Source organism: Micrococcus sp. KBS0714 (assembly GCF_002008305.4).
Lineage (GTDB): Bacteria > Actinomycetota > Actinomycetes > Actinomycetales > Micrococcaceae > Micrococcus > Micrococcus luteus.
In genome coordinates, this window is record NZ_CP042169.1 from 2410435 (window position 1) to 2428940 (window position 18506).

General features: G+C 71.7%; 17 protein-coding genes, 1 pseudogene and 2 CRISPR repeat arrays. Of the genes and pseudogenes, 7 read left to right on the forward strand and 11 right to left on the reverse strand.

The window, feature by feature from the left end:
* Positions 1 to 287: 287 nt before the first annotated feature.
* Together B1A86_RS11015 and B1A86_RS11020 are read left to right on the forward strand one after the other, a co-directional pair.
* The gene (locus B1A86_RS11015) at positions 288 to 1307 is read left to right on the forward strand and encodes a LacI family DNA-binding transcriptional regulator (RefSeq protein WP_049158353.1); all 1020 of its coding nucleotides are present in this window, start codon (positions 288 to 290) and stop codon (positions 1305 to 1307) included.
* An 82-nt stretch (positions 1308 to 1389) separates the two neighbouring features.
* Entirely contained in the window at positions 1390 to 2469 is a 1080-nt protein-coding gene (locus tag B1A86_RS11020; RefSeq protein WP_020624545.1) for an ABC transporter ATP-binding protein, read from the forward strand.
* 42 nt (positions 2470 to 2511) lie between these two features.
* On the opposite strand, the gene B1A86_RS11025 is transcribed toward B1A86_RS11020, so the two are convergent.
* Entirely contained in the window at positions 2512 to 2991 is a 480-nt protein-coding gene (locus tag B1A86_RS11025) for an SRPBCC family protein (protein WP_078025646.1), read from the reverse strand.
* A 79-nt stretch (positions 2992 to 3070) separates the two neighbouring features.
* Positions 3071 to 3955: an Ltp family lipoprotein gene (locus B1A86_RS11030; protein WP_078025645.1), complete on the reverse strand. Its 885-nt coding sequence runs from the start codon at positions 3953 to 3955 to the stop codon at positions 3071 to 3073.
* Between the two features lie 424 nt (positions 3956 to 4379).
* Here B1A86_RS11030 and B1A86_RS11035 point away from each other — a divergent pair, with 424 nt between their 5' ends.
* Positions 4380 to 5198, forward strand: a complete 819-nt coding sequence (locus tag B1A86_RS11035; RefSeq protein WP_078025644.1) for a spermidine synthase — start codon at positions 4380 to 4382, stop codon at positions 5196 to 5198.
* A gap of 15 nt (positions 5199 to 5213) precedes the next feature.
* Here B1A86_RS11035 and B1A86_RS11040 read toward each other — a convergent pair whose 3' ends face one another.
* Positions 5214 to 5723, reverse strand: coding sequence for a MarR family winged helix-turn-helix transcriptional regulator (locus B1A86_RS11040; RefSeq protein WP_036318042.1), 510 nt, complete (start codon positions 5721 to 5723; stop codon positions 5214 to 5216).
* A 24-nt stretch (positions 5724 to 5747) separates the two neighbouring features.
* On the opposite strand from B1A86_RS11040, the gene B1A86_RS11045 reads away from it, so the two are divergent.
* On the forward strand, positions 5748 to 6983 hold the full coding sequence (locus tag B1A86_RS11045) for an MFS transporter (protein WP_089529297.1): 1236 nt from the start codon (positions 5748 to 5750) through the stop codon (positions 6981 to 6983).
* Positions 6984 to 7022: 39 nt separating this feature from the next.
* On the opposite strand, the gene B1A86_RS11050 is transcribed toward B1A86_RS11045, so the two are convergent.
* The 3 genes from B1A86_RS11050 to B1A86_RS11060 all read right to left on the reverse strand — a co-directional run bounded on the left by B1A86_RS11050 (position 7023) and on the right by B1A86_RS11060 (position 9302).
* A complete protein-coding gene (locus B1A86_RS11050) occupies positions 7023 to 8054 on the reverse strand; it encodes a DMT family transporter (RefSeq protein ID WP_078025643.1) in 1032 nt (343 codons plus the stop codon).
* 17 nt (positions 8055 to 8071) lie between these two features.
* Complete coding sequence (locus tag B1A86_RS11055) at positions 8072 to 8635, reverse strand: GNAT family N-acetyltransferase (protein ID WP_049144899.1); 564 nt, start codon at positions 8633 to 8635, stop codon at positions 8072 to 8074.
* A 91-nt stretch (positions 8636 to 8726) separates the two neighbouring features.
* The gene (locus tag B1A86_RS11060) at positions 8727 to 9302 is read right to left on the reverse strand and encodes a hypothetical protein (RefSeq protein WP_078025642.1); all 576 of its coding nucleotides are present in this window, start codon (positions 9300 to 9302) and stop codon (positions 8727 to 8729) included.
* A 248-nt stretch (positions 9303 to 9550) separates the two neighbouring features.
* Here B1A86_RS11060 and trpB point away from each other — a divergent pair, with 248 nt between their 5' ends.
* Positions 9551 to 10852 (forward strand): tryptophan synthase subunit beta, encoded by a 1302-nt coding sequence (gene trpB / locus B1A86_RS11065; RefSeq protein WP_210411800.1) that lies wholly within the window; start codon positions 9551 to 9553, stop codon positions 10850 to 10852.
* Between the two features lie 31 nt (positions 10853 to 10883).
* On the opposite strand, the gene B1A86_RS11070 is transcribed toward trpB, so the two are convergent.
* Positions 10884 to 11117: a hypothetical protein gene (locus tag B1A86_RS11070; RefSeq protein ID WP_020628082.1), complete on the reverse strand. Its 234-nt coding sequence runs from the start codon at positions 11115 to 11117 to the stop codon at positions 10884 to 10886.
* 169 nt (positions 11118 to 11286) lie between these two features.
* Here B1A86_RS11070 and B1A86_RS11075 point away from each other — a divergent pair, with 169 nt between their 5' ends.
* Positions 11287 to 11988 carry a ZIP family metal transporter gene (locus tag B1A86_RS11075; protein WP_043276010.1) on the forward strand — a complete coding sequence of 234 codons (702 nt, stop codon included), beginning with the start codon at positions 11287 to 11289 and terminating at the stop codon, positions 11986 to 11988.
* Positions 11989 to 12392: 404 nt separating this feature from the next.
* Positions 12393 to 12928: a CRISPR direct-repeat array (repeat unit 36 nt; unit sequence GCCTCAACGAAGTCCGCTCCCCAAAGGAGCGGAGAC).
* Positions 12929 to 13056: 128 nt separating this feature from the next.
* On the opposite strand, the gene B1A86_RS11875 is transcribed toward B1A86_RS11075, so the two are convergent.
* Positions 13057 to 13251 (reverse strand): ATP-binding protein, encoded by a 195-nt coding sequence (locus B1A86_RS11875; RefSeq protein ID WP_305847233.1) that lies wholly within the window; start codon positions 13249 to 13251, stop codon positions 13057 to 13059.
* A 54-nt stretch (positions 13252 to 13305) separates the two neighbouring features.
* On the opposite strand from B1A86_RS11875, the gene B1A86_RS11085 reads away from it, so the two are divergent.
* On the forward strand, positions 13306 to 14553 hold the full coding sequence (locus B1A86_RS11085) for an IS256 family transposase (protein ID WP_011117090.1): 1248 nt from the start codon (positions 13306 to 13308) through the stop codon (positions 14551 to 14553).
* Positions 14554 to 14585: 32 nt separating this feature from the next.
* Here B1A86_RS11085 and B1A86_RS11090 read toward each other — a convergent pair whose 3' ends face one another.
* From B1A86_RS11090 to cas2, 3 genes and pseudogenes are all read right to left on the reverse strand, one after another.
* A complete protein-coding gene (locus B1A86_RS11090; protein ID WP_145930918.1) occupies positions 14586 to 15278 on the reverse strand; it encodes an ATP-binding protein in 693 nt (230 codons plus the stop codon).
* Positions 15275 to 16797, reverse strand: a pseudogene (locus B1A86_RS11095) (IS21-like element ISMlu14 family transposase). Before B1A86_RS11095 ends, B1A86_RS11090 begins: the two are co-directional and overlap by 4 nt.
* Positions 16798 to 17052: 255 nt before the next feature.
* Positions 17053 to 17809: a CRISPR direct-repeat array (repeat unit 36 nt; unit sequence GCCTCAACGAAGTCCGCTCTCCAAAGGAGCGGAGAC).
* Between the two features lie 193 nt (positions 17810 to 18002).
* On the reverse strand, positions 18003 to 18395 hold the full coding sequence (gene cas2 / locus B1A86_RS11100; RefSeq protein WP_233490735.1) for a CRISPR-associated endonuclease Cas2: 393 nt from the start codon (positions 18393 to 18395) through the stop codon (positions 18003 to 18005).
* Positions 18396 to 18506 lie beyond the last annotated feature (111 nt).

Here is an 18506-nt window from a genome sequence, read left to right on the forward strand (position 1 = left end):
GACGTGGGCCCCGCGGTGAGACGGCGCCTGCCCCCGGCGGCTGAAGGAGTCAGTCCCCAGGAGTGTAAACGCTTCCACTGTGATATGCCACACAGAGGTGCGCTCCCGCATGAACACGGGCATGCGGGAGTGGGGGCGGAGGTCAAGACCGGCTGAAACCGGAATGGAAGCGCTTCCACCACCGCGCCTGCCGTGCCGTACTCTGGTGCCACGCATCGACCCCCGGCCCGCCGCCGTCGTGCACCCGCCCCGCCGCAGAACCCCATGAACCGGGAGGAGGACCGCCGATGGTCGGCATCAAGGACGTCGCCCGCATGGCCGGGGTCTCCACCGCCACCGCCTCCCGCGCCCTCACCGGCTCCGGCCCCGTGGCGGCCGCCACGCGCACCCGAGTCCAGGAGGCCGTCGCCACGCTCGGCTACGTGGCGGACTCCGCCGCTTCTTCGCTCGCCTCGGGCCGCACCCGCAACATCGGGCTGGTGACCCCCTCCGTCCACCGGTGGTTCTTCGCCGCCGTGCTCGAGGGCGCCGCGGACGAGCTCGTGCGGCACGGGTACGACCTGACGCTCTACGACGTCGGCCAGGACCCGGAGCGTCGATCCACGGTCATCTCCGACCTGCTGCCCCGACGGCGGCTGGACGCCCTGATCACCCTCTCGTTCCGGCTGAGCGTGTTCGAGTTCGCCGGACTCGAACGCCTCGGCCGGCCCGTGATCGCCATCGGTGGCCGCCTGCCGGCGGGCGAGACCCTGCCCGACTGGTTCACCGCGGTCCAGGTGGACCACGCCCGCGCCGCCCGGATGGCCACCGAGCACCTGCTGGAGCTCGGACACCGGGACATCGCCTACGTGGGCCGCGTGGACGAGGACATCGAGTTCCAGGTCAGCACCGAGCGCACCCGCGGGTTCCTGCACGCCCTCGCCGCCACCGGGGTGCGCACGCCGGCCGACTGGATGGTGCCCGCGGACTTCACCATCGGCGGCACCTACCACCAGGCGCGCGCCCTCCTCGCCGACCCGCGGCGCCGGCCGACGGCGGTCATGTGCATCTCGGACGAGATGGCCATGGGCACCTGGATGGCAGCCCACTCCCTGGGGCTGCGTGTGCCCGAGGACGTGTCCGTGATGGGCCTGGACGGCCACCCCGAGGCCGCCCGCCTGGGCATCAGCACCGTGGACCAGAACCCGCTCGAACAGGGCCGCCGCGCCGTCCGCCTGGCGCTCGGCGCCCTCGACGGCGCCGCCCACCCCCACCGGATCATGCACCACCTGGCCCTGCGGCCGAGAGCGAGCACCGCGCCGCCGTAGACCGTCAGCTCCGACCCTCACCCACCCCTCTCCTTCACCTTGGATCGTCGGGCACGTACCTGCCCGTGAAAGGAACCCCACCATGGCCTCCGTGACCTTCCGCTCCGCCAGCCGCCAGTACCCCGGCTCCCCCCGCCCCGCCGTCGACTCCCTCGACCTGGAGATCGCCGACGGCGAGTTCCTCGTGCTCGTGGGCCCCTCCGGCTGCGGCAAGTCCACCTCCCTGCGCATGCTCGCCGGTCTCGAGGAGCTCTCCCACGGCAGCATCCTGATCGGCGACCGGGACGTCACCGACGTGGACCCCAAGGACCGGGACATCGCGATGGTGTTCCAGAACTACGCCCTGTACCCGCACATGACCGTGGCGGACAACATGGGCTTCGCCCTGAAGATCGCCGGCGTCCCCGCGGACGAGCGGCGCCGCCGCGTCGAGGACGCCGCGAAGCTGCTGGACCTGACCGAGTACCTGGACCGCAAGCCGAAGGCCCTCTCCGGGGGCCAGCGTCAGCGCGTGGCCATGGGCCGGGCGATCGTGCGCGACCCGCAGGTGTTCCTCATGGACGAGCCGCTCTCCAACCTGGACGCGAAGCTGCGCGTGCAGACCCGCGCCCAGATCGCCAACCTGACCCGTCGCCTGGGCACCACCACCGTGTACGTGACCCATGACCAGACCGAGGCCATGACCATGGGCGACCGGGTGGCGGTCCTCAAGGAGGGCCGCCTCCAGCAGGTGGACACGCCGCGCAACCTCTACGAGCGCCCGATGAACGTGTTCGTCGCCGGGTTCATCGGCTCCCCCGCCATGAACATCTTCCGCATGCCCGCCACGCACGAGGGCGTGCACTGGGGCGAGACGGTCATCCCCGTGCCGCGGGAGGATCTGGCCGACGCCGGCACGGCGGTGGACCTCGGCGTGCGCCCCGAGAACCTGGTGGTCAGCGACGACGCCGCCGGCCTGCCCGTGGAGGTGGACACCGTGGAGGAGCTCGGCGCGGACGCGTACGTGTACGGTCACGCGACGATCGGCGGCGAGGAGCGGCTCATCACCCTGCGGACGGTGGGCTACACGGCGCCGGAGAAGGGGTCCGTGGTGCACGTGGTCCCGGACCCGGAGCGCGTGCACCTGTTCCACGCCGAGACCGGCGAGCGACTCAACCGCTGACGGCGGCGCGGGGCGCGCGACGGCGGCGGGCGGCGCCTGCCCTCAGCCCTGGCGCTCGGCCAGCTCCGCGAGCCGGTCGATCGACGCGCGGAGCTGCCCTTCGCCGGTCCGCAGCGCCTTCTGGACGCGCTTCGGGTCGGTGAGGGCGGTCCAGTCATAGGTGTGGGTGACGCGGCAGCCGCCCTCGTCGTCGCCCTCGACCTCCCACCGCCACAGCTGGCCGAACGGCTCCCCGCCGACCTCGGAGGGCTTCCAGGCGATGCGGCGGCCCTCCTCGAACTCGACCACGTGGTTCGCGCGGTCCACGCCCTTCTGCAGGGTCATGACGAACACGTCCCCGACGGCGGTCACCCGCTGCCCGGGGGCGGCCTCGGCCAGGTTGTCGTTGCCGTCCCACTCGGGCTGGCGGGAGGGGTCCGCGATCAGCTCGAAGACGACGCCAGCCGGCGCGTCGACGTGACGGGTCGCGGACACGACGCGGTCCTCAGGGGCGGGCAGGGCGGTCTCGTCGATGTGCTCCATGCCGTCACGCTAGACCTTCCCACACCGTCGTCGAGAGGGTCGGCGGACCGGGCCGGGTGCCCGGCCCGCCGACCCGGACTCACAGTCCGGCGGCATCGACGCCGTACTCGGCCTGGGAGGCGGAGTAGCCCTCGAACATGAGCTGGTCGATGAGACCGGCACGGGAGAACGCGGAGTGGCTCAGGTACGACTGGGCCTGCTTCGCGGCCTGCTCGTTGTAGTCGATGCCCAGGCCGTCGACGGCGGCCGTCGCGTCAGCATTCGAGTAGCCCTCGAACTCGAGCTGGTCGATCAGACCGGTCCGTGAGAACGCCGTGTGAGTCAGGTACGACTGGGCTTGCTTCACAGCCTGCGCCGCGTAGTCCACGTCCAGGCTGTCCACGGCCGCTGTGGCGTCGGCGTTCGAGAAACCCTCGAACTCGAGCTGATCGATCAGGCCGCTCCGGGAGAAGGCGGTGAAGCTCAGATACGACTGCGCCTGTCGCACGGCCTGCTGTCCCTCCGCTGACAGCCCGTCGCCACCCGCCGACGCGGCCGACTCCTCCTCGGCGGCCCCCACTTCGACTTCGGCCGATGCCTCCGCCTCACGCTCCGCTTCCGCCACGGCCTCGGCCTCGGCCTCGGCGGATCGGGACGCCTCGGCTGCGGCGGCCGCGGCGGACTTCTCGGCCTCCCTCGAGGCGGCAGCGGCACGGCTGGCCTCGGCCGCCTGCGAGGACTCCACGGCACGGCTGGCGCTCGCAACCGCAGACGACGAGCCGGCCGCGCGGGACGAGGAGGGCGCCGCGCCGTCGGAGACCCGGCCAGACGAGGACGCCCCACTCGAGGACGATGCGGCGGAGGGCGAGCCGGCGGACGACCCGGCTGCGGCGTCCCCATCGACGGAGCATCCGGTGAGCAGGGCGAGCGCGGCAAGGCCAGCGGTCAGGAGTGCGGTGGGGCGGGCAAGACGAGGACGGAGCATGGCGCTCTCCTTCGACGAGGGGAGGCGGTCGGCCTCCAGCGATAGGAAGCGAACACTCGGCGAGTGTTCACCATCCTCACAGTAACGACCCAGCGGACACGATAACGGTGTCCGCCCCGCGCAGGACATGGGCGCGGCCGTGATCCTGTGCGGTCTGGTCCTGGGTCTGGCGTCCACGCCGCGGTTCCTGTGCCGGGGCCGCGTGGCCCCTGACCTCAGATCAGGCCCGATGCGGTGAGCTTGGCCGCGGTCTCCTCGTTGGTCGGCTCCACCTGGTGGTCGCCGTCGGGGAACACGAGCACGGGGATGTCCTTCTGGCGCCGGGTGCGCAGGCAGTCGCGGCACCGGTCGGCGCCGTCGACGGTGAGAGCGGGGGCGGCCTGACTGATCCGGCCGTCGTGCTCAGGGGTGGGATGCTGGGGGCATGCCCGCCCAGCCCTCCCCCTCCGGCCACACCGTCCACCTGTCCACGTCGGGCGTGGACGCCCGCATCACCCCTGACGAGTTCGGCGGGTTCGTCCTGGAGATCGGCGGGGCCGTCCAGTCCCACGTGGACCTGGCCGACCCCGCTCGCATCCGCTACGAGTACCTGCGCCGCATGGCCCACGTGCTCGACGCAGCCTCCCCGGCGGGCGCGCCGGTGCGGGTCCTGCACCTCGGCGCGGGCGCGCTGACCCTGCCGCGCTACCTCCAGGCGACCCGACCCGGCTCGGAGCAGACGGTGGTCGACCTGGACCGGGAGCTCGTGTCCTTCGTGCTCGCCGAGCTGCCCCTGCCGGCGGGCACGGACCTCGTCTCCGTGGTCGCGGACGCGCGCCTGGCCGCCGTCGACCTCGCGCTGGACGGGGAGCGGTTCGACGCCGTCGTGCTGGACATCGGCACCGGCGAGGAGGGCGCCGAGCACCTGCGCGGCGCCGTGTTCTACGGGGAGCTGCTCGAGCTGCTGACGGCGGGCGGGGTGCTGCTGGTGAACATCGGCGACGACGCCGGCCTGCGCTTCCTGGGCGCCGAGCTGGGCGCCCTCGAGGAGGCGGCCGCCGAGGCCGGGGTGCCCGGCCCGTGGACGCTCGCGGACCAGGGGATGCTGGAGCGCCTGGACTGGGGCAACGTCGTGCTGGCCGCGGGGGCGCCGCTGGGAGAGGCCGGCTGCACGGAGCGCCTCGCCGCGGCGGGGCCGCATCCGGCGGCCGTGCTGGACCCGGCGGAGTCGGCCGCGCTGGCCGACCGCATCCGTCGCGCCTGAGGGCGGGCGCGGTGCTCAGAGCCGGGGGTCCTCCGCACCGGGGCCCGTCTGCGGTCGGGGCCACGGGTGGCCCCGGCGCTCCTCCGCCCCCTCGTTGAAACGCCGCAGGAGCCTGCTGAACTCGACGACGTCCTCGGCGGGCCAGGAGGAGACGATCTGCGCCACGTTGTCCGCGCGGGAGCTCAGCTCCGCGGCGAGGCGGGCGCGTCCCTCCTCCGTGGGACGGTGCAGCCGGGCGGAGCCGCCGTCGGGGTCCACCACCCGCTCGACGAGGCCGGCCTTCATGGCGGCGGCCACCTGCCGGTGGACGGTGGAGACGTCGAGGTCGAAGGCCTCGGCCAGCTCGGCGATGCTCATGGCCCCGCCCGCCTCCAGGCGGGCGAGCAGCACGGTGGCGCTGCGCTCCAGCGCGCTCGACCGGCCGTAGGGGGCCACCCCCTGCGTGGCCACCCGCAGCAGGAGCATGTGCTCGTACATGATCCCTTCGACCGGGTCGACCCACGCCCCCTCAGATGATTGCATCATGCAAACGATGCTACCTTTTGCATCATGCAAATCGCCGAGCAGGAACGCATCGCCTCCCCCACCTTCGTCCTCGCCTGGGTGGTCTCCTTCCTCCAGTTCCTCGCGTTCTACGCCCTCGTCACCACCATGGCCGTGTACGCGGTCCGGCAGTTCGCCGCCTCGGACGCCGGGGCGGGGCTGGCCTCGAGCGCCTTCGTCATCGGCGCCACCCTCAGCCGCGTGGTCACCGGCCACGTGGTGGACCGCTTCGGCAAGCGCCGCGTCCTGGTGGTGGCCCTGGTCGCCGTCGCGCTGTCCTGCACGCTCTACCTCGTCGCCTCCTCGCTGCCGGCCCTGGTGGCGGTGCGCATGCTCCACGGTGCCAGCTACGCCTTCGCCAGCACCGCCGTCATGGCCCTGGCCCAGGCGGCCATCCCCGACGGGCGACGCGCGGAGGCCACCGGCCACCTCGCGCTGGGCACCACCCTGGCCACCGCGATCGGCCCCGCCCTGGGGCTCTTCCTCGCCGGCTCCATCGGCTACGTGTGGCTGTTCCGGGCGACTCTGGGGATCACGGTGGTCAGCCTCGTGCTGGGCCTGCTGGTGCGCGAGGCGCCCGCCGCGGCGGGCGTCGACGGCGAGCGCGCCGCCGGCGAGGTCCCCCTGGAGCACCCCGCCCCCGCGGTGGGCTTCCGCCTGCGCTCCGTGCTGCACCCGGCGGTGCTGCCGATCAGTGGCTTCATGCTGCTGGTGGGCCTGAGCTACGCCGGGATCCTCACCTACCTGAACGCCTACTCGGTGGAGCGCGGGCTCACGGCCGGCGCCGGCCTCTTCTTCCTGGCCTACGCCGCGGCGATGCTCGTCATGCGCCTCACCCTGGGCACCCTGCAGGACCGCCGGGGGGACGACGCCGTCGTCTACCCCGCACTCCTCTGCTTCACGGCCGCGCTCCTGGTGCTGGCCTTCGCCACGCGCGACTGGCAGGTGGTGCTGGCCGGGGCGCTGAGCGGCCTCGGCTACGGCACGCTCATGCCCGCGGCCCAGGCGATCGCCGTGAACGCGGTGCCCTCCCACCAGCTCGGCGCCGGCATCTCCACCCTCATGCTGTTCGCGGACGTGGGGCTGGGCCTGGGTCCCGTGCTCCTCGGCGGGCTTGTGGCCTCAGCCGGCTACGGCGCCATGTACGCGGCCCTGGCGGGCGTGCTCGTGGTCGCCGCCGGGTACTACTTCGTGATGCACGGACGCCGGCACGGGCGGCGGGAGACCGTGGCCCGCGCCTGAGTCCCGCGCGGTGACGGCGGCCTGCCGCCGCGGGCGGCGCTACCGGCGCCGCGCCGGCCAGGACGCGAGCGCGACGGCGGCGAGGGCGCCCAGGGTGCCCAGCACCGTCGTCGTGGTGACCGTGGATCCGTCGGTGGGGGCCACCAGGTCCACCACGAGGGAGCCCAGGAGGTTGCCCGAGACCAGACCGAGGGTGGCGGCGAAGACGCCCAGGCGCGGGACGACCATGGCGCCCACCCCGATGAACACGCACCCCAGCGGGCCGCCGAGGTAGAGCCGCCAGTCGTGCGGCAGCGCGGGCAGGCCGTGGCCGGAGGCCAGGGCGATCCCGCCCCACACGATCCCGAGGAAGAGGACGCCGGCGGTGAAGTTGACCAGGGTCGCCGGGATGGCGGTGCCGTAGGCCGTGGTCTGACGGGCGTTGAACACCTGCTGTCCGGCGGTGGCCAGACCGGCCAGCAGGGGCAGCAGGGCCAGCAGCGCCCAGCCGGGCCCGCCGCCGGCCTCGCCGAGTGAGGGCCACACCACGAGGGCGACCGCGGCCAGGGCGAGCGCCGCCCCCGTGAGGCGCCGCGGCGTCAGGCGCTGCACCCCGGCGGGGCTGAGCCCGAGCCGGTCCACGACCATCCCGCCGACCACCTGCCCGGTGACCACGGCGACCGTGAACACGGCCACGCCGAGGGGACCGATCGTCGCGGACTGGGTGAGCACCAGGAGCCCGCCGATCACGCCCGCCACCGCGTACCACGGGCGCACGGACCCCGCGGCCAGGGCCGGGCGGATGCGGGCCAGGCCCCGGCGGCCCCGCGGCGTCAGCACGCTCACGAGCACCATGACGACCAGGCCCGCCGCGAAGGAGCACAGCGCGGCGAGGACGGGGTCGCCCGTCAGGTGGGCGAGGCGGGAGTTGATGCGGCCCTGCAGCGGCATCACCGAGCCGGCGGCCACCGCGAGCGCGAACAGCAGGGCGGTCGCCCGCGGGGAAGGGGCGTCCGGGCGGGCGGCGACGTCGGCCGGGTGGGGGCGGGCGGGTCCGCGCTCGCCAGACGGGGCAGAGGGTTCGGGTGGCATCCCCCCGTTGTACACCTCTAGGCGGCCAGGCGCGCCTCGAGCCCGCCGCGCACCGCGGGCCACTCCTCGCGCACCACGCTGAAGTAGTCGACGTCGGCGATCGTGCCGTCCGCCGCCGGGCGGAAGCGGCGCAGAGTGCCCTCGAACGTCGCCCCCAGGCGGGCGATGGCGGCGTGTGAACGGGCGTTGCGGTGGTCGCAGCGCAGGGCCACCCGCTCCAGCGCCCATTCCTCGAACGCGTGCCCGAACAGCAGCAGCTTGCAGCCGGGGTTCACGGAGGTGCCCCACACCCGACGGGCGTAGACCGTGTGCCCCACCTCCACCCGCAGCCCCGGCACCAGGTCATAGAGGCTCGTGCGCCCCACCAGCTCCCCGCCCTGCTCGACGGCGAACGCGAAGGTGCCCTCCCGCTCGCTCAGCTCGGCGAGGTGCGCCGACATGGCCGCGCCGTCCACCGGCAGGGGCGCGCTGTTCCCCGCCCACATGGCCGCGTCGACGAGCTCGCGCAGGGCGGGGCCGTCGTCGGGGGTGAGGGGGCGCAGGGTGAGGTCCCCGCGGGTGAGGACGATCTCGTGCTTCATGCACCCATCCTGTCAGCGGACTGGGGGCGATCTCCCGGCACGACGAGACCGAGCGCCACGGGCGAGGGCGTCGCCCGGACGACCAGCCGGCTCAGAGGGTGGCGGACCGGCGGGCGGAGGCCCGCATGGCCGCGACCCGCTGTGCCACGGGGGCCTCCAGGGCGCCCGGCTGCAGGGCCGGGGCGAGGTCGGCGGCCACCTCTCGGGCGACCCCCTCGAGGGCGGAGGCGTCCTGGGCGACCCAGGCGCGCAGCGTCAGGTGCTCCCGCATCCACGCCGTGAGCGTCTCCTCGGACTCCGGGGTGAGGGCGAAGCCCGCCCCCGCCGCGCCCGGGCTGGTGCGCTCCACGTCCAGGCCGAGCTCGCCCGCCAGCAGGGCGGCGAACGCCTGGCGCAGCGGTGAGCCGCCGGTACGACCGGACTGGAAGGCGGCGCGCACCTCGCGGCACTGCAGGCTCTCGTCGGCCACGTCGACGGCGAGGACGTCACCGGCGGCGGGGGTGAGGCCCAGGGCGGCACGGGCTGACTCATCGGCCACCACGGCCACGATGCCGGGCACTGCGGGGGCGGCGGTGAGGAACTCGGCGTACCGCATGCCCGGAGTGGCAGCGAGCACAGCGGCGGCCTCGGTGGTCAGGGACGAGGTGTCGATGGCGGTGATGGTCATGGATCCAGGGTGAATCGCGATTCACTGAGACGGGGAGCGATGTCCATATTCTGAGATTTGCCACCACATGGTGAGACTCGCGCCTGCCCCGATGTGCAGTACGCTGGCCCCATGCAGATGCGCGCGCAGCAGTGGTGGACCGCCTGAGGGCGGCCCCGGTCATGCGCATCTGACACGACGAGCCGCTCGCCTGCCGGGCGGCTCCGTCATGAGCGGCTCCGGCGGGCCCCATCCCAGGAGGACCCCCGATGACCCACCGCAACCCCGAGGACAACGCCCTGAGAGGCGCCCCCGAGCCCCGCACCCTCGCCGAGGCCTGCGACCTCGTCACCACCCCGGACCTGGACGTCTCCGCGGACGGCATGTTCGGCCAGTACGGCGGCGCCCACCTGCCCCCGCAGCTGGCCGGCCCCATGGCCGAGGTCGCCCGCGCGTACGCCGAGGCGCGCCAGGACCCCGAGTTCTACGCCGAATACCGACGCCTGCTGCGCGACGCCGTCGGGCGCCCCTCCCCCCTGACCCCGCTGGACCGCCTCTCCGACGAGCTCGGCGGCGCACGGATCGTGCTCAAGCGCGAGGACCTGAACCACACGGGCGCCCACAAGATCAACCACACGATCGGCGAGGCGCTGCTCGCCAAGCGCATGGGCAAGCGCAGCCTGATCGCGGAGACCGGCGCCGGCCAGCACGGCGTGGCCCTGGCGACGGCGGCCGCGATGGTCGGCCTCGACTGCGAGATCCACATGGGCGCGATTGACGTGGCCAAGCAGCACCCCAACGTGGTGCGCATGCGCCTGCTCGGCACGAAGGTGGTCTCGGTGGAGCGCGAGGGCCGCTCCCTGAAGGAGGCCGTGGACTCGGCGTTCGAGGTGTACGCGGCGGACCCGGAGAAGTACCTGTTCGCGATCGGCTCCGTGGTGGGCCCGCACCCGTTCCCCACGATGATCCGCGACTTCCAGTCCGTGGTCGGCCGCGAGGCCCGCGCCCAATTCCAGGAGCGGTTCGGGGCGCTGCCGAGCGCCGTCGTCGCCGCGGTGGGCGGCGGCTCCAACGCGATGGGCGCGTTCACCGCGTTCCTCGACGACGCCGACGTCGCGCTCGTGGGCGTCGAGCCCGGCGGCCGCTCCGCGACCAAGGGCGAGCACGCGATGACCATGACCCAGGGCCGCGACGGCGTCCTCCACGGCATGGCCACCCTTGTCCTCGCCGACGACGACGGCACCCCGGACCCCGTGCACTCGATCGCCTCGGGTCTGGACTACCCGGGCGTCGGCCCGCAGCACGCCCACTTCGCGCGCCTGGGCCGTGTCCGGTACGTGGCCGAGGACGACGCGGCCGTGCTCGACGCGTTCCAGCGACTCACGAGGCTCGAGGGCGTCATCCCCGCGCTCGAGTCCGCGCACGCCGTGGCGCACGCGATCCGCCTCGCCCCGCAGATGGGCCGGGACGAGCGGATCCTGGTCAACCTCTCCGGCCGCGGGGACAAGGACGTGGACTACGTGGCCGAGAAGCTCGGGCTCACGGGCGAGGCGGACGAGGTCGTGCGCTGAGCTGAGGCGGCGGTCCCGGCGTCGCCCCAGGTCAGCGCGCCAGTCCCCCGTGCGGGGGATGCACGGCAATGGCCCGGTAGAGAAACCCGTCCTGATCGTTGTGGGCCTCCAGTGCCTCGAACAAGAACTCCACCTCCTCGCCGACCGTGAGGCTGGACGGGACGGAGTCGAGCATGGGCAGGTGACTGAAATGGACCCAGCACCCCCCGGGCGTCGCCTCGCTGTCGATCACGCCCCAGCCGCCATCGCGATCCCACTCGACCACTCGTCCGAGACTTGCATTGAGGTTCATCGGTCATCTCCGTCAGTGGGCAGGGAGCGGGAGGGTGGCAGGCCTCGCCGTGGATGCTGGAGTCAAGAGTGACCTATGCAGGCACGTCGCCGCGAGTCCGGTCCGGCGTCGTCCCCGGTCAGCGCGTAGCCTGGCTGCCGTGATGACCCTGATGTGGGGCGCAGTGGCCGCGTCCTCCCTGCTCGTGGGCGCCGTCCTGGCGACCCTGCACCGCTGGCACATGGGCACGATCGGACTCGTGCTCGCCTTCGGCGCCGGCGCTCTGATCGCGTCCGTGTCCTTCGAGCTCGCGGAGGCGGGCGTGCAGGCGGCCGGGCCCGCCGCCGTCGGCATCGGGCTGACGCTCGGCGCGGCCGCCTACTTCCTCGGCGACCGTGCGGTGGAGCGCTCCGCCGCGAGGTCCGGCGGCTCGTCCTCGGGCGCCGCGCTGACCGTGGGCGCGCTGCTGGACGGCATCCCGGAGCAGCTCGTGCTGGGCATCGGGCTGGCCGCGGGCGAGGGCGTGTCCCTCGCGCTACTCGTGGCGATCTTCATGTCCAACCTGCCCGAGTCCATCGCCGCCACGGCCGACTCCCTCGACGGCGGCAAGAGGCGCCGCCACCTGCTGATCCAGTGGTCGCTCGTGACGGTGGTCTGCGCCCTGGCGACGTGGGGCGGCGGGCTGATCGCCGACGTCGCCTCCCCCGCCCTGACCGGCGGCATCCAGGGCTTCGCGGCCGGCGCCCTGCTGGTCATGCTGATCGACACGATGATCCCCGAGGCCCGCGAGAAGGGCGGGGAGAAGGCCGGGCTGCTCACCGTGGTCGGCTTCGCGCTCGGCGCGTTCCTGTCCCTGGTGGTGTGAGGGGCGAGGCGGGGCCGACTGCTTCCCGAGGGTTAGACGGCCTCGTTGATCTAGACCGCGCTCGTCGCCGAAATCTCTCTGCAGCTGGCCGCGCTCCGGTCGCGCATGCGGGTAGGGGAGATGCCGGATGAACTTCAACGCGGGACAGCACGTGATGCCATGCGCCGGGCATTGGCCCAGGGCATGGCATTTCCCCGACTCGCCTTCAGCCTCGGCCCCGAGGCAGCAGATTCGCCACTGATGCTCACTCCATGGAGCCACGCCCAGGACCTCGCGAACGCGTGACGACGCGCCGGACGTCACGTGCGTGATTCGACCCCGTCGAGGTGCCTCGCCCTCGACAGAGTCGAGCGAATTGACCAGGGAGGGACACGGCCTGAGCCCTACCCCGCCTCGGACCTGGAGCGCTAACGAAGTCCGTTCCCGAAGGAGCGGAGACGGCAAGCAGGATGACGACCCCGGCTACATCCTCACGCCTCAACGAAGTCCGCTCCCCAAAGGAGCGGAGACCGCTTCTGCTCAGCGGTGAGCGCCCGCGTCCGCCCGCCTCAACGAAGTCCGCTCCCCAAAGGAGCGGAGACCCTCGGATGGGTCACCAACGGGCAGGGGTATCACACGCCTCAACGAAGTCCGCTCCCCAAAGGAGCGGAGACTCCCCTACGCGATCGTCTCCCCGACCAGCGGCGGGCCTCAACGAAGTCCGCTCCCCAAAGGAGCGGAGACAGCCCTGATCCGCCCGGCCGATGGAGCTGTGCTCATGGGCCTCAACGAAGTCCGCTCCCCAAAGGAGCGGAGACGGCCCCGCGGTCTCCTATGAACCGAAGGTGTACCTGCCTCAACGAAGTCCGCTCCCCAAAGGAGCGGAGACCATCAGTTTCGCCGAGTTCCAGACGATCACGAGGACGCCTCAACGAAGTCCGCTCCCCAAAGGAGCGGAGACTTGTCAAGGGCCATTGAGTTCTGCCCATAGGCGGCCAGTGTTTCTTCCCGCTGGTGGCCATCAGAACTGCCCACTGGTGGCCAGCTGGTTTGCCCGTTTGGGTGGTGGTGCTGGCCACCGTGATGGGATCAGTTCAGTGGCATGACTCCCTTCCCGGCCATTGCCTGGGTCATCCGTACGGAGTCTCCGGTGGTCTGGCACACGTGGGCGTGGTGCAGGAGCCGGTCCACGGTGGCGGTGGCCAGGGTCTTGGGAGTTGAGTCCCGGATAGTGGTGTAACCCTCCCCGGTGGCCACGACCATCTTCGAGACGGACGCGGTCACCGTGGGAGCCTTCGAGCGAACCTTCCACAGCACTCTCGAAAGGACATCACCACGATGACCGCTCCACACATTGTCGACCCTGAACGCCTGCTGCGCGAAGCTCTCGGGGAGGCCTCCCCAGACCTGCTGCGCCACCTGCTGCAGACCGTGATCAACGCACTGCTCTCCGCCGACGCTGACGCGGTCTGCGGGGCCGAGTACGGCAAGCCCTCCGAACACCGGACAGCGCAGCGCAACGGCTACCGCCACCGACCCCTGGACACCCGCGCCGGCACGATCGATGTGGCCATCCCCAAACTCCGGGCCGGCACGTACTTCCCCGAATGGCTGCTCGAGCGCCGCAAACGGGCCGAGTCCGCACTGATCACCGTGGTCGCGGACTGCTACCTGGCCGGGGTCTCGACCCGGCGCATGGACAAGCTCGTACGGCAGCTGGGCATCGACTCGCTCTCGAAGTCCCAGGTCAGCCGGATGGCACAGGAGTTGGACGAGCACATCGAGGCTTTCCGTCACCGGCCGCTGGGCGAGGCCGGCCCGTTCGTGTTCCTCGCCGCCGACGCCCTGACCATGAAAGTCAGAGAGGGCGGGCGGGTGATCAACGCGGTGGCCATGGTCGCCACCGGGGTCAACGCCGACGGGCGCCGCGAAGTCCTCGGGCTGAGGGTGGCCACCACGGAGACGGGTGCGGCGTGGAACGAGTTCTTCGCGGACCTGGTGGCCCGGGGGCTGGCCGGGGTGGCACTGGTGACCTCGGACTCCCATCGCGGCCTCGTGGAAGCCGTGGCGGCGAACCTGCCCGGGGCCGTGTGGCAACGCTGCCGCACCCATTACGCGGCGAATCTGATGGCCGTGACCCCGAAGAGCATGTGGCCGGCGGTGAAGGCCATGCTGCACAGCGTGTACGACCAGCCCGACGGGCCGGCCGTGCAGGCCCAGTTCGAGCGCCTGTTGGACTACGTGCAGGACAGGTTGCCCGCGGTGGCTGGGCACCTCGATGCAGCACGAGAGGACATCCTCGCGTTCACCTCGTTCCCGAGGGACGTGTGGTCCCAGATCTGGTCGAACAACCCTGCCGAGCGGCTGAACCGGGAGATCCGGCGCCGCACGGACTCGGTGGGGATCTTCCCGAACCGGGATGCCGTGGTGCGTCTGGTCGGGGCTGTGTTGGCCGAGCAGACCGATGAGTGGGCCGAAGGCCGCCGGTATCTCGGCCTGGAACTGCTCGCCCGGTGCCGTGAGCCCCTGACCACGGAGCAAGAGACCGTGATGAGCACGGAGGTGATGCCGACCCTGCAGACCTGACAGGTACAAGCCCCCTACAACCTCGAAGACGGCTACACCACTTCCAGGGACTTGACCGTCTTGGGCATCAGCTCGTCGAAGCCGGCCGGGTGCAGGTTCGAGCTGATCGCTACGGAGCGTTTCTCGTAGGCGGCGTCCACGATGCGGTAGAGGCCCTCGGCGGCATCGTCGGCGACCGGCAGCAGGCCGATGTCGTCGATGACGATCAGGTCGGCGCGCAGGATTCGGGCGACGGCTTTGGTGATGGTGTCATCGGGCCGGTGGGCCCGGATCATCGCCCCGAGGTCCTCCAGGGTGAACCAGGCCACCCGCTTGCCCTCCTCCACGGCCTGCTGGCCCAGGGCCTCGAGGAAGAAGGTCTTGCCGGTGCCGGAGGGCCCGCAGACCACGAGGTTCTCTCTGCGCGAGAGCCATTCCAGGGTGCGCAGGGACTGCTGGGTCGGGGCCGGGATCGAGGAGGCGCCCGGATCCCAGGTCGTGAAGGTCTTGCCGGTGGGGAACCCGGCGGCCTTGCGCCGGGCGGCGAGCATGGATCGGGCCCGACCGGTGGTCTCCTCGACCAGCAGGGCCTTGAGGACCTCGGCCGGCTCCCAGCGTTGGGCCCGGGCGGTGGCCAGTACCTCGGCGGCGATACCGCGGGCGTGGGGCATCTTCAGCTGCCGCAACAGCGCCTCCAAATCGGCCGGCAGCGCCGGTGCGGCGGTGTTCGGGGTGTGGATGCTCACCGGGCTGCCCCCTCGGTGTTGGAGGTACCGAGGCCGGCCCAGCCGGCGGTGCCCTGGGTCAGGGACCGTTCCTCGGTGGCGGTGTGCATCCCGGTGCGGTGGCCGGCGGCGGTGAGCAGGGAGGCCAGGTCGCCGTGGGCGAAGCGCTGGTGCACCGCGGCCACCCCGAGGGCGCGGTCGACCTGGTCGGTGCCGGCGAGCTTGGCCAGGGTGACGGCCTCGGCCATCTTCTGACCGATCCGGCTGGTGCCGGCCGCGGCGGCCTCCACCAGCCAGGTCCTCGCTCCGGCCCCGATGGCCAGGAACTCGGCCTCCGCCGCCGAACGGGGCACCGGGGTGTAGTCCCCGGGCACCTTGTCCGTCTCGTGGCCGGGGAAGTGCGCGTCGTCGATGGCCGGGGACCCGGGCCGGGCCACCCGGTGCCGGGCGACCTCCACCGGCCCCTGCGCACCGGCGTGCATGATCACCACCATCGAGTCCGGTCCGGTGCCGTGATGGCGCACGAACACCTCGGCCCCGAGCAGGTGCGCGGGCACCGAGTACTGGGCGTTTTCGAAGGAGACCATCGGCGTGTTCTCCGGCACCTTCCGTCCCACCCCGTAGGCCACGGTGTGCGCCGTGGCGGGGATCCGATGCAACGCGCTGGTCTCCTCGGCGAGCATGTGGTCCGGGCGGCGCCGGGTCACCCGGTGCTCCCGGGAGTTCACCATGGCCATGAACCCCGCGCAGGCGGCCTCGAGCTCAGCGAACGAGGCGTACTGGTCCCGCAGGTTGGTGTCCTTCGGGACCAGGTCGGCCTTGGCCAGCTTCACCGCGTTCTCCACCCCGCCCTTGGCGGCCGGATCCGCTGGCTGGCAGGTCAGCACCTCCACGCCGTAATGCCGAGCGAACGCCACGGTGGCCTGGTTACGCACCGGCACCCCGGCCACATGAGAGACCGTCACTGTCTTCTCGTTATCCGTCAGCACATAGGTCGGCGCGCCCCCGATCAGCCGGAAGCACCGGTCCAGGGCGGCGAACACACTCGGAGCCGTCCTATCACGCAGGGCGATGACGATCCGGTAGCGGGACCAGGCCAGCCAGGCCACGAACAGCACCGTCTTGGCCCCGTCGATCGCCGGCCCATCGCCGAAGTCGTACTGCAGCCATGCGCCCGGCTCGGTGATCCAGGGCCGGTGCACCCGGCGCTTCCGGCCCGCCAGGCGGCCTTCACCTCGGCCACCGCCCGCCGGGTGGAGCGCTCAGAGCCGGTGTAGCCCATTGCGGTGAGCTTGGCGTGCACGACATCGGCGCGGATCCTGCCCGTGGAGGCCTCGACCCATTCCTCGATCTTGGGCAGCCAGACATCGGTGACCTTCGGGCGGCTGGCTCCGGATCCAGGGGTCTGGCCGGCGTCGCGGGCCCGCACCAGCCGGGCCACGGTGTGATGGGAGCAACCGGCCAGCTCGGCGGCGCCCCGCAATGACTTGGTCAGGTCATAGGCACTGAGTATTTTCATGGTTTCTGCGGCATCCTTCATTCAGGGCCTCTTCCTCGCTGGATTCGATTCGACACCGATATCCAACCCGGGGAGGAGGCCCCCGCCGGCTCACGACGCGGCGGGCAACGAGCAACGCGGGCAAACCAGATGGCCAGCACCGGGCAGTTCCCGTGGCCATCACTGGGCAGTCCTCATGGCCGTCAGCGGGTCATTCCCTGGCCACCTATGGGCAGCTTTTCATGGCCGCTTACAGAGACTGGCGTGGACGTTCCGGGACGACTCGACGGCCATGCGGCCTCAACGAAGTCCGCTCCCCAAAGGAGCGGAGACCGGAGGTCGTCTGGTTCTCCATGAGCAGCCCGTTGCCTCAACGAAGTCCGCTCCCCAAAGGAGCGGAGACTGAGGGGGTGTCCGGGCGGCCCGGCCCGACGATCACGCCTCAACGAAGTCCGCTCCCCAAAGGAGCGGAGACACCCATGATCTGTGTGGACGGGCCACCCTGAAGGCCGCCTCAACGAAGTCCGCTCCCCAAGGGAGCGGAGACGCCGGAGACCTGGGCGGCCTTGGCCACGTCCTCGCGGCCTCAACGAAGTCCGCTCTCCAAAGGAGCGGAGACCGGGCCGGGCCGGCGCGGAGCACACCCTGCGGGTCCGCGCCTCAACGAAGTCCGCTCTCCAAAGGAGCGGAGACCGTCGTCACAGACCGCTGGGGCACCCGTGGCGCACACACGCCTCAACGAAGTCCGCTCTCCAAAGGAGCGGAGACCCGTCACCTCGTCCACGCACGCGTTCGCGATCACGATGCCTCAACGAAGTCCGCTCTCCAAAGGAGCGGAGACGTAGAGGGTGCCGGCCCGCTCCACGCTGTACTGCGTGCCTCAACGAAGTCCGCTCTCCAAAGGAGCGGAGACCGGTGGCACGCACGACGTCCTGGGGTCCATCAAGCCTCAACGAAGTCCGCTCTCCAAAGGAGCGGAGACTGTGCCGTGGTCGCCGGGTGCCGGGTGCCTGAACGCGCCTCAACGAAGTCCGCTCTCCAAAGGAGCGGAGACAGCACCTCAGATTACAGCCCCTTGACATGGGCAGACGCGACCTTCGGCGAGCCCTGGGCTCAAGAGGCGTCCGTGGAGCTCCATGCCTTTCGGCCTCGGCCCATGAACCGTGGGCTGACAAGCCCTTTTCTGATGCGACGGCTCGCCGGATTCCGGACATCGACGGAGCGCTCGCGAAGGTCCCTGGCTCGCTTCAGATGATGATGGGCCCGTCCACAGTAATCTCGCGTGATCGACCCAGAAAGCTGAACTGCTCTGCGCCAAGCGTGGCCGTCAGCCCGAGGTCGCAGACCAGCACGCTGTCCTCGCCCGGATCCAGCACCGCTTCGAGGGCTGCCTGGAGGGAGACGAACTGGGCGGGCAAGGCATCCACCACGAAGACTGAATATTGGACTCGATCTCCGTACCCTTCGAGGACGCGGGCCGCCCGGGATCTGCGGCGGTCGTCAGGAATGTCATAGGCGATGAGTCGCCTCCGGAGACGATCCCGGGCACTCAACGGACTCGCACCCCCTTGTAGACCTCCTGCGAGCCATCCAGGACGCCGAGGAACATCCTCGCCTGGACCTCTATCGCGCGGCGCCACGTCACTCTGTATCCGAAGACGGGGTGCTTGAACTCCGTCCCGAGACGCCGTTCCACCGCCGCGATCACTTTGCGCCGGCCGGTCTGGGTGAGGGTCAAGTCCCTGGAAGTG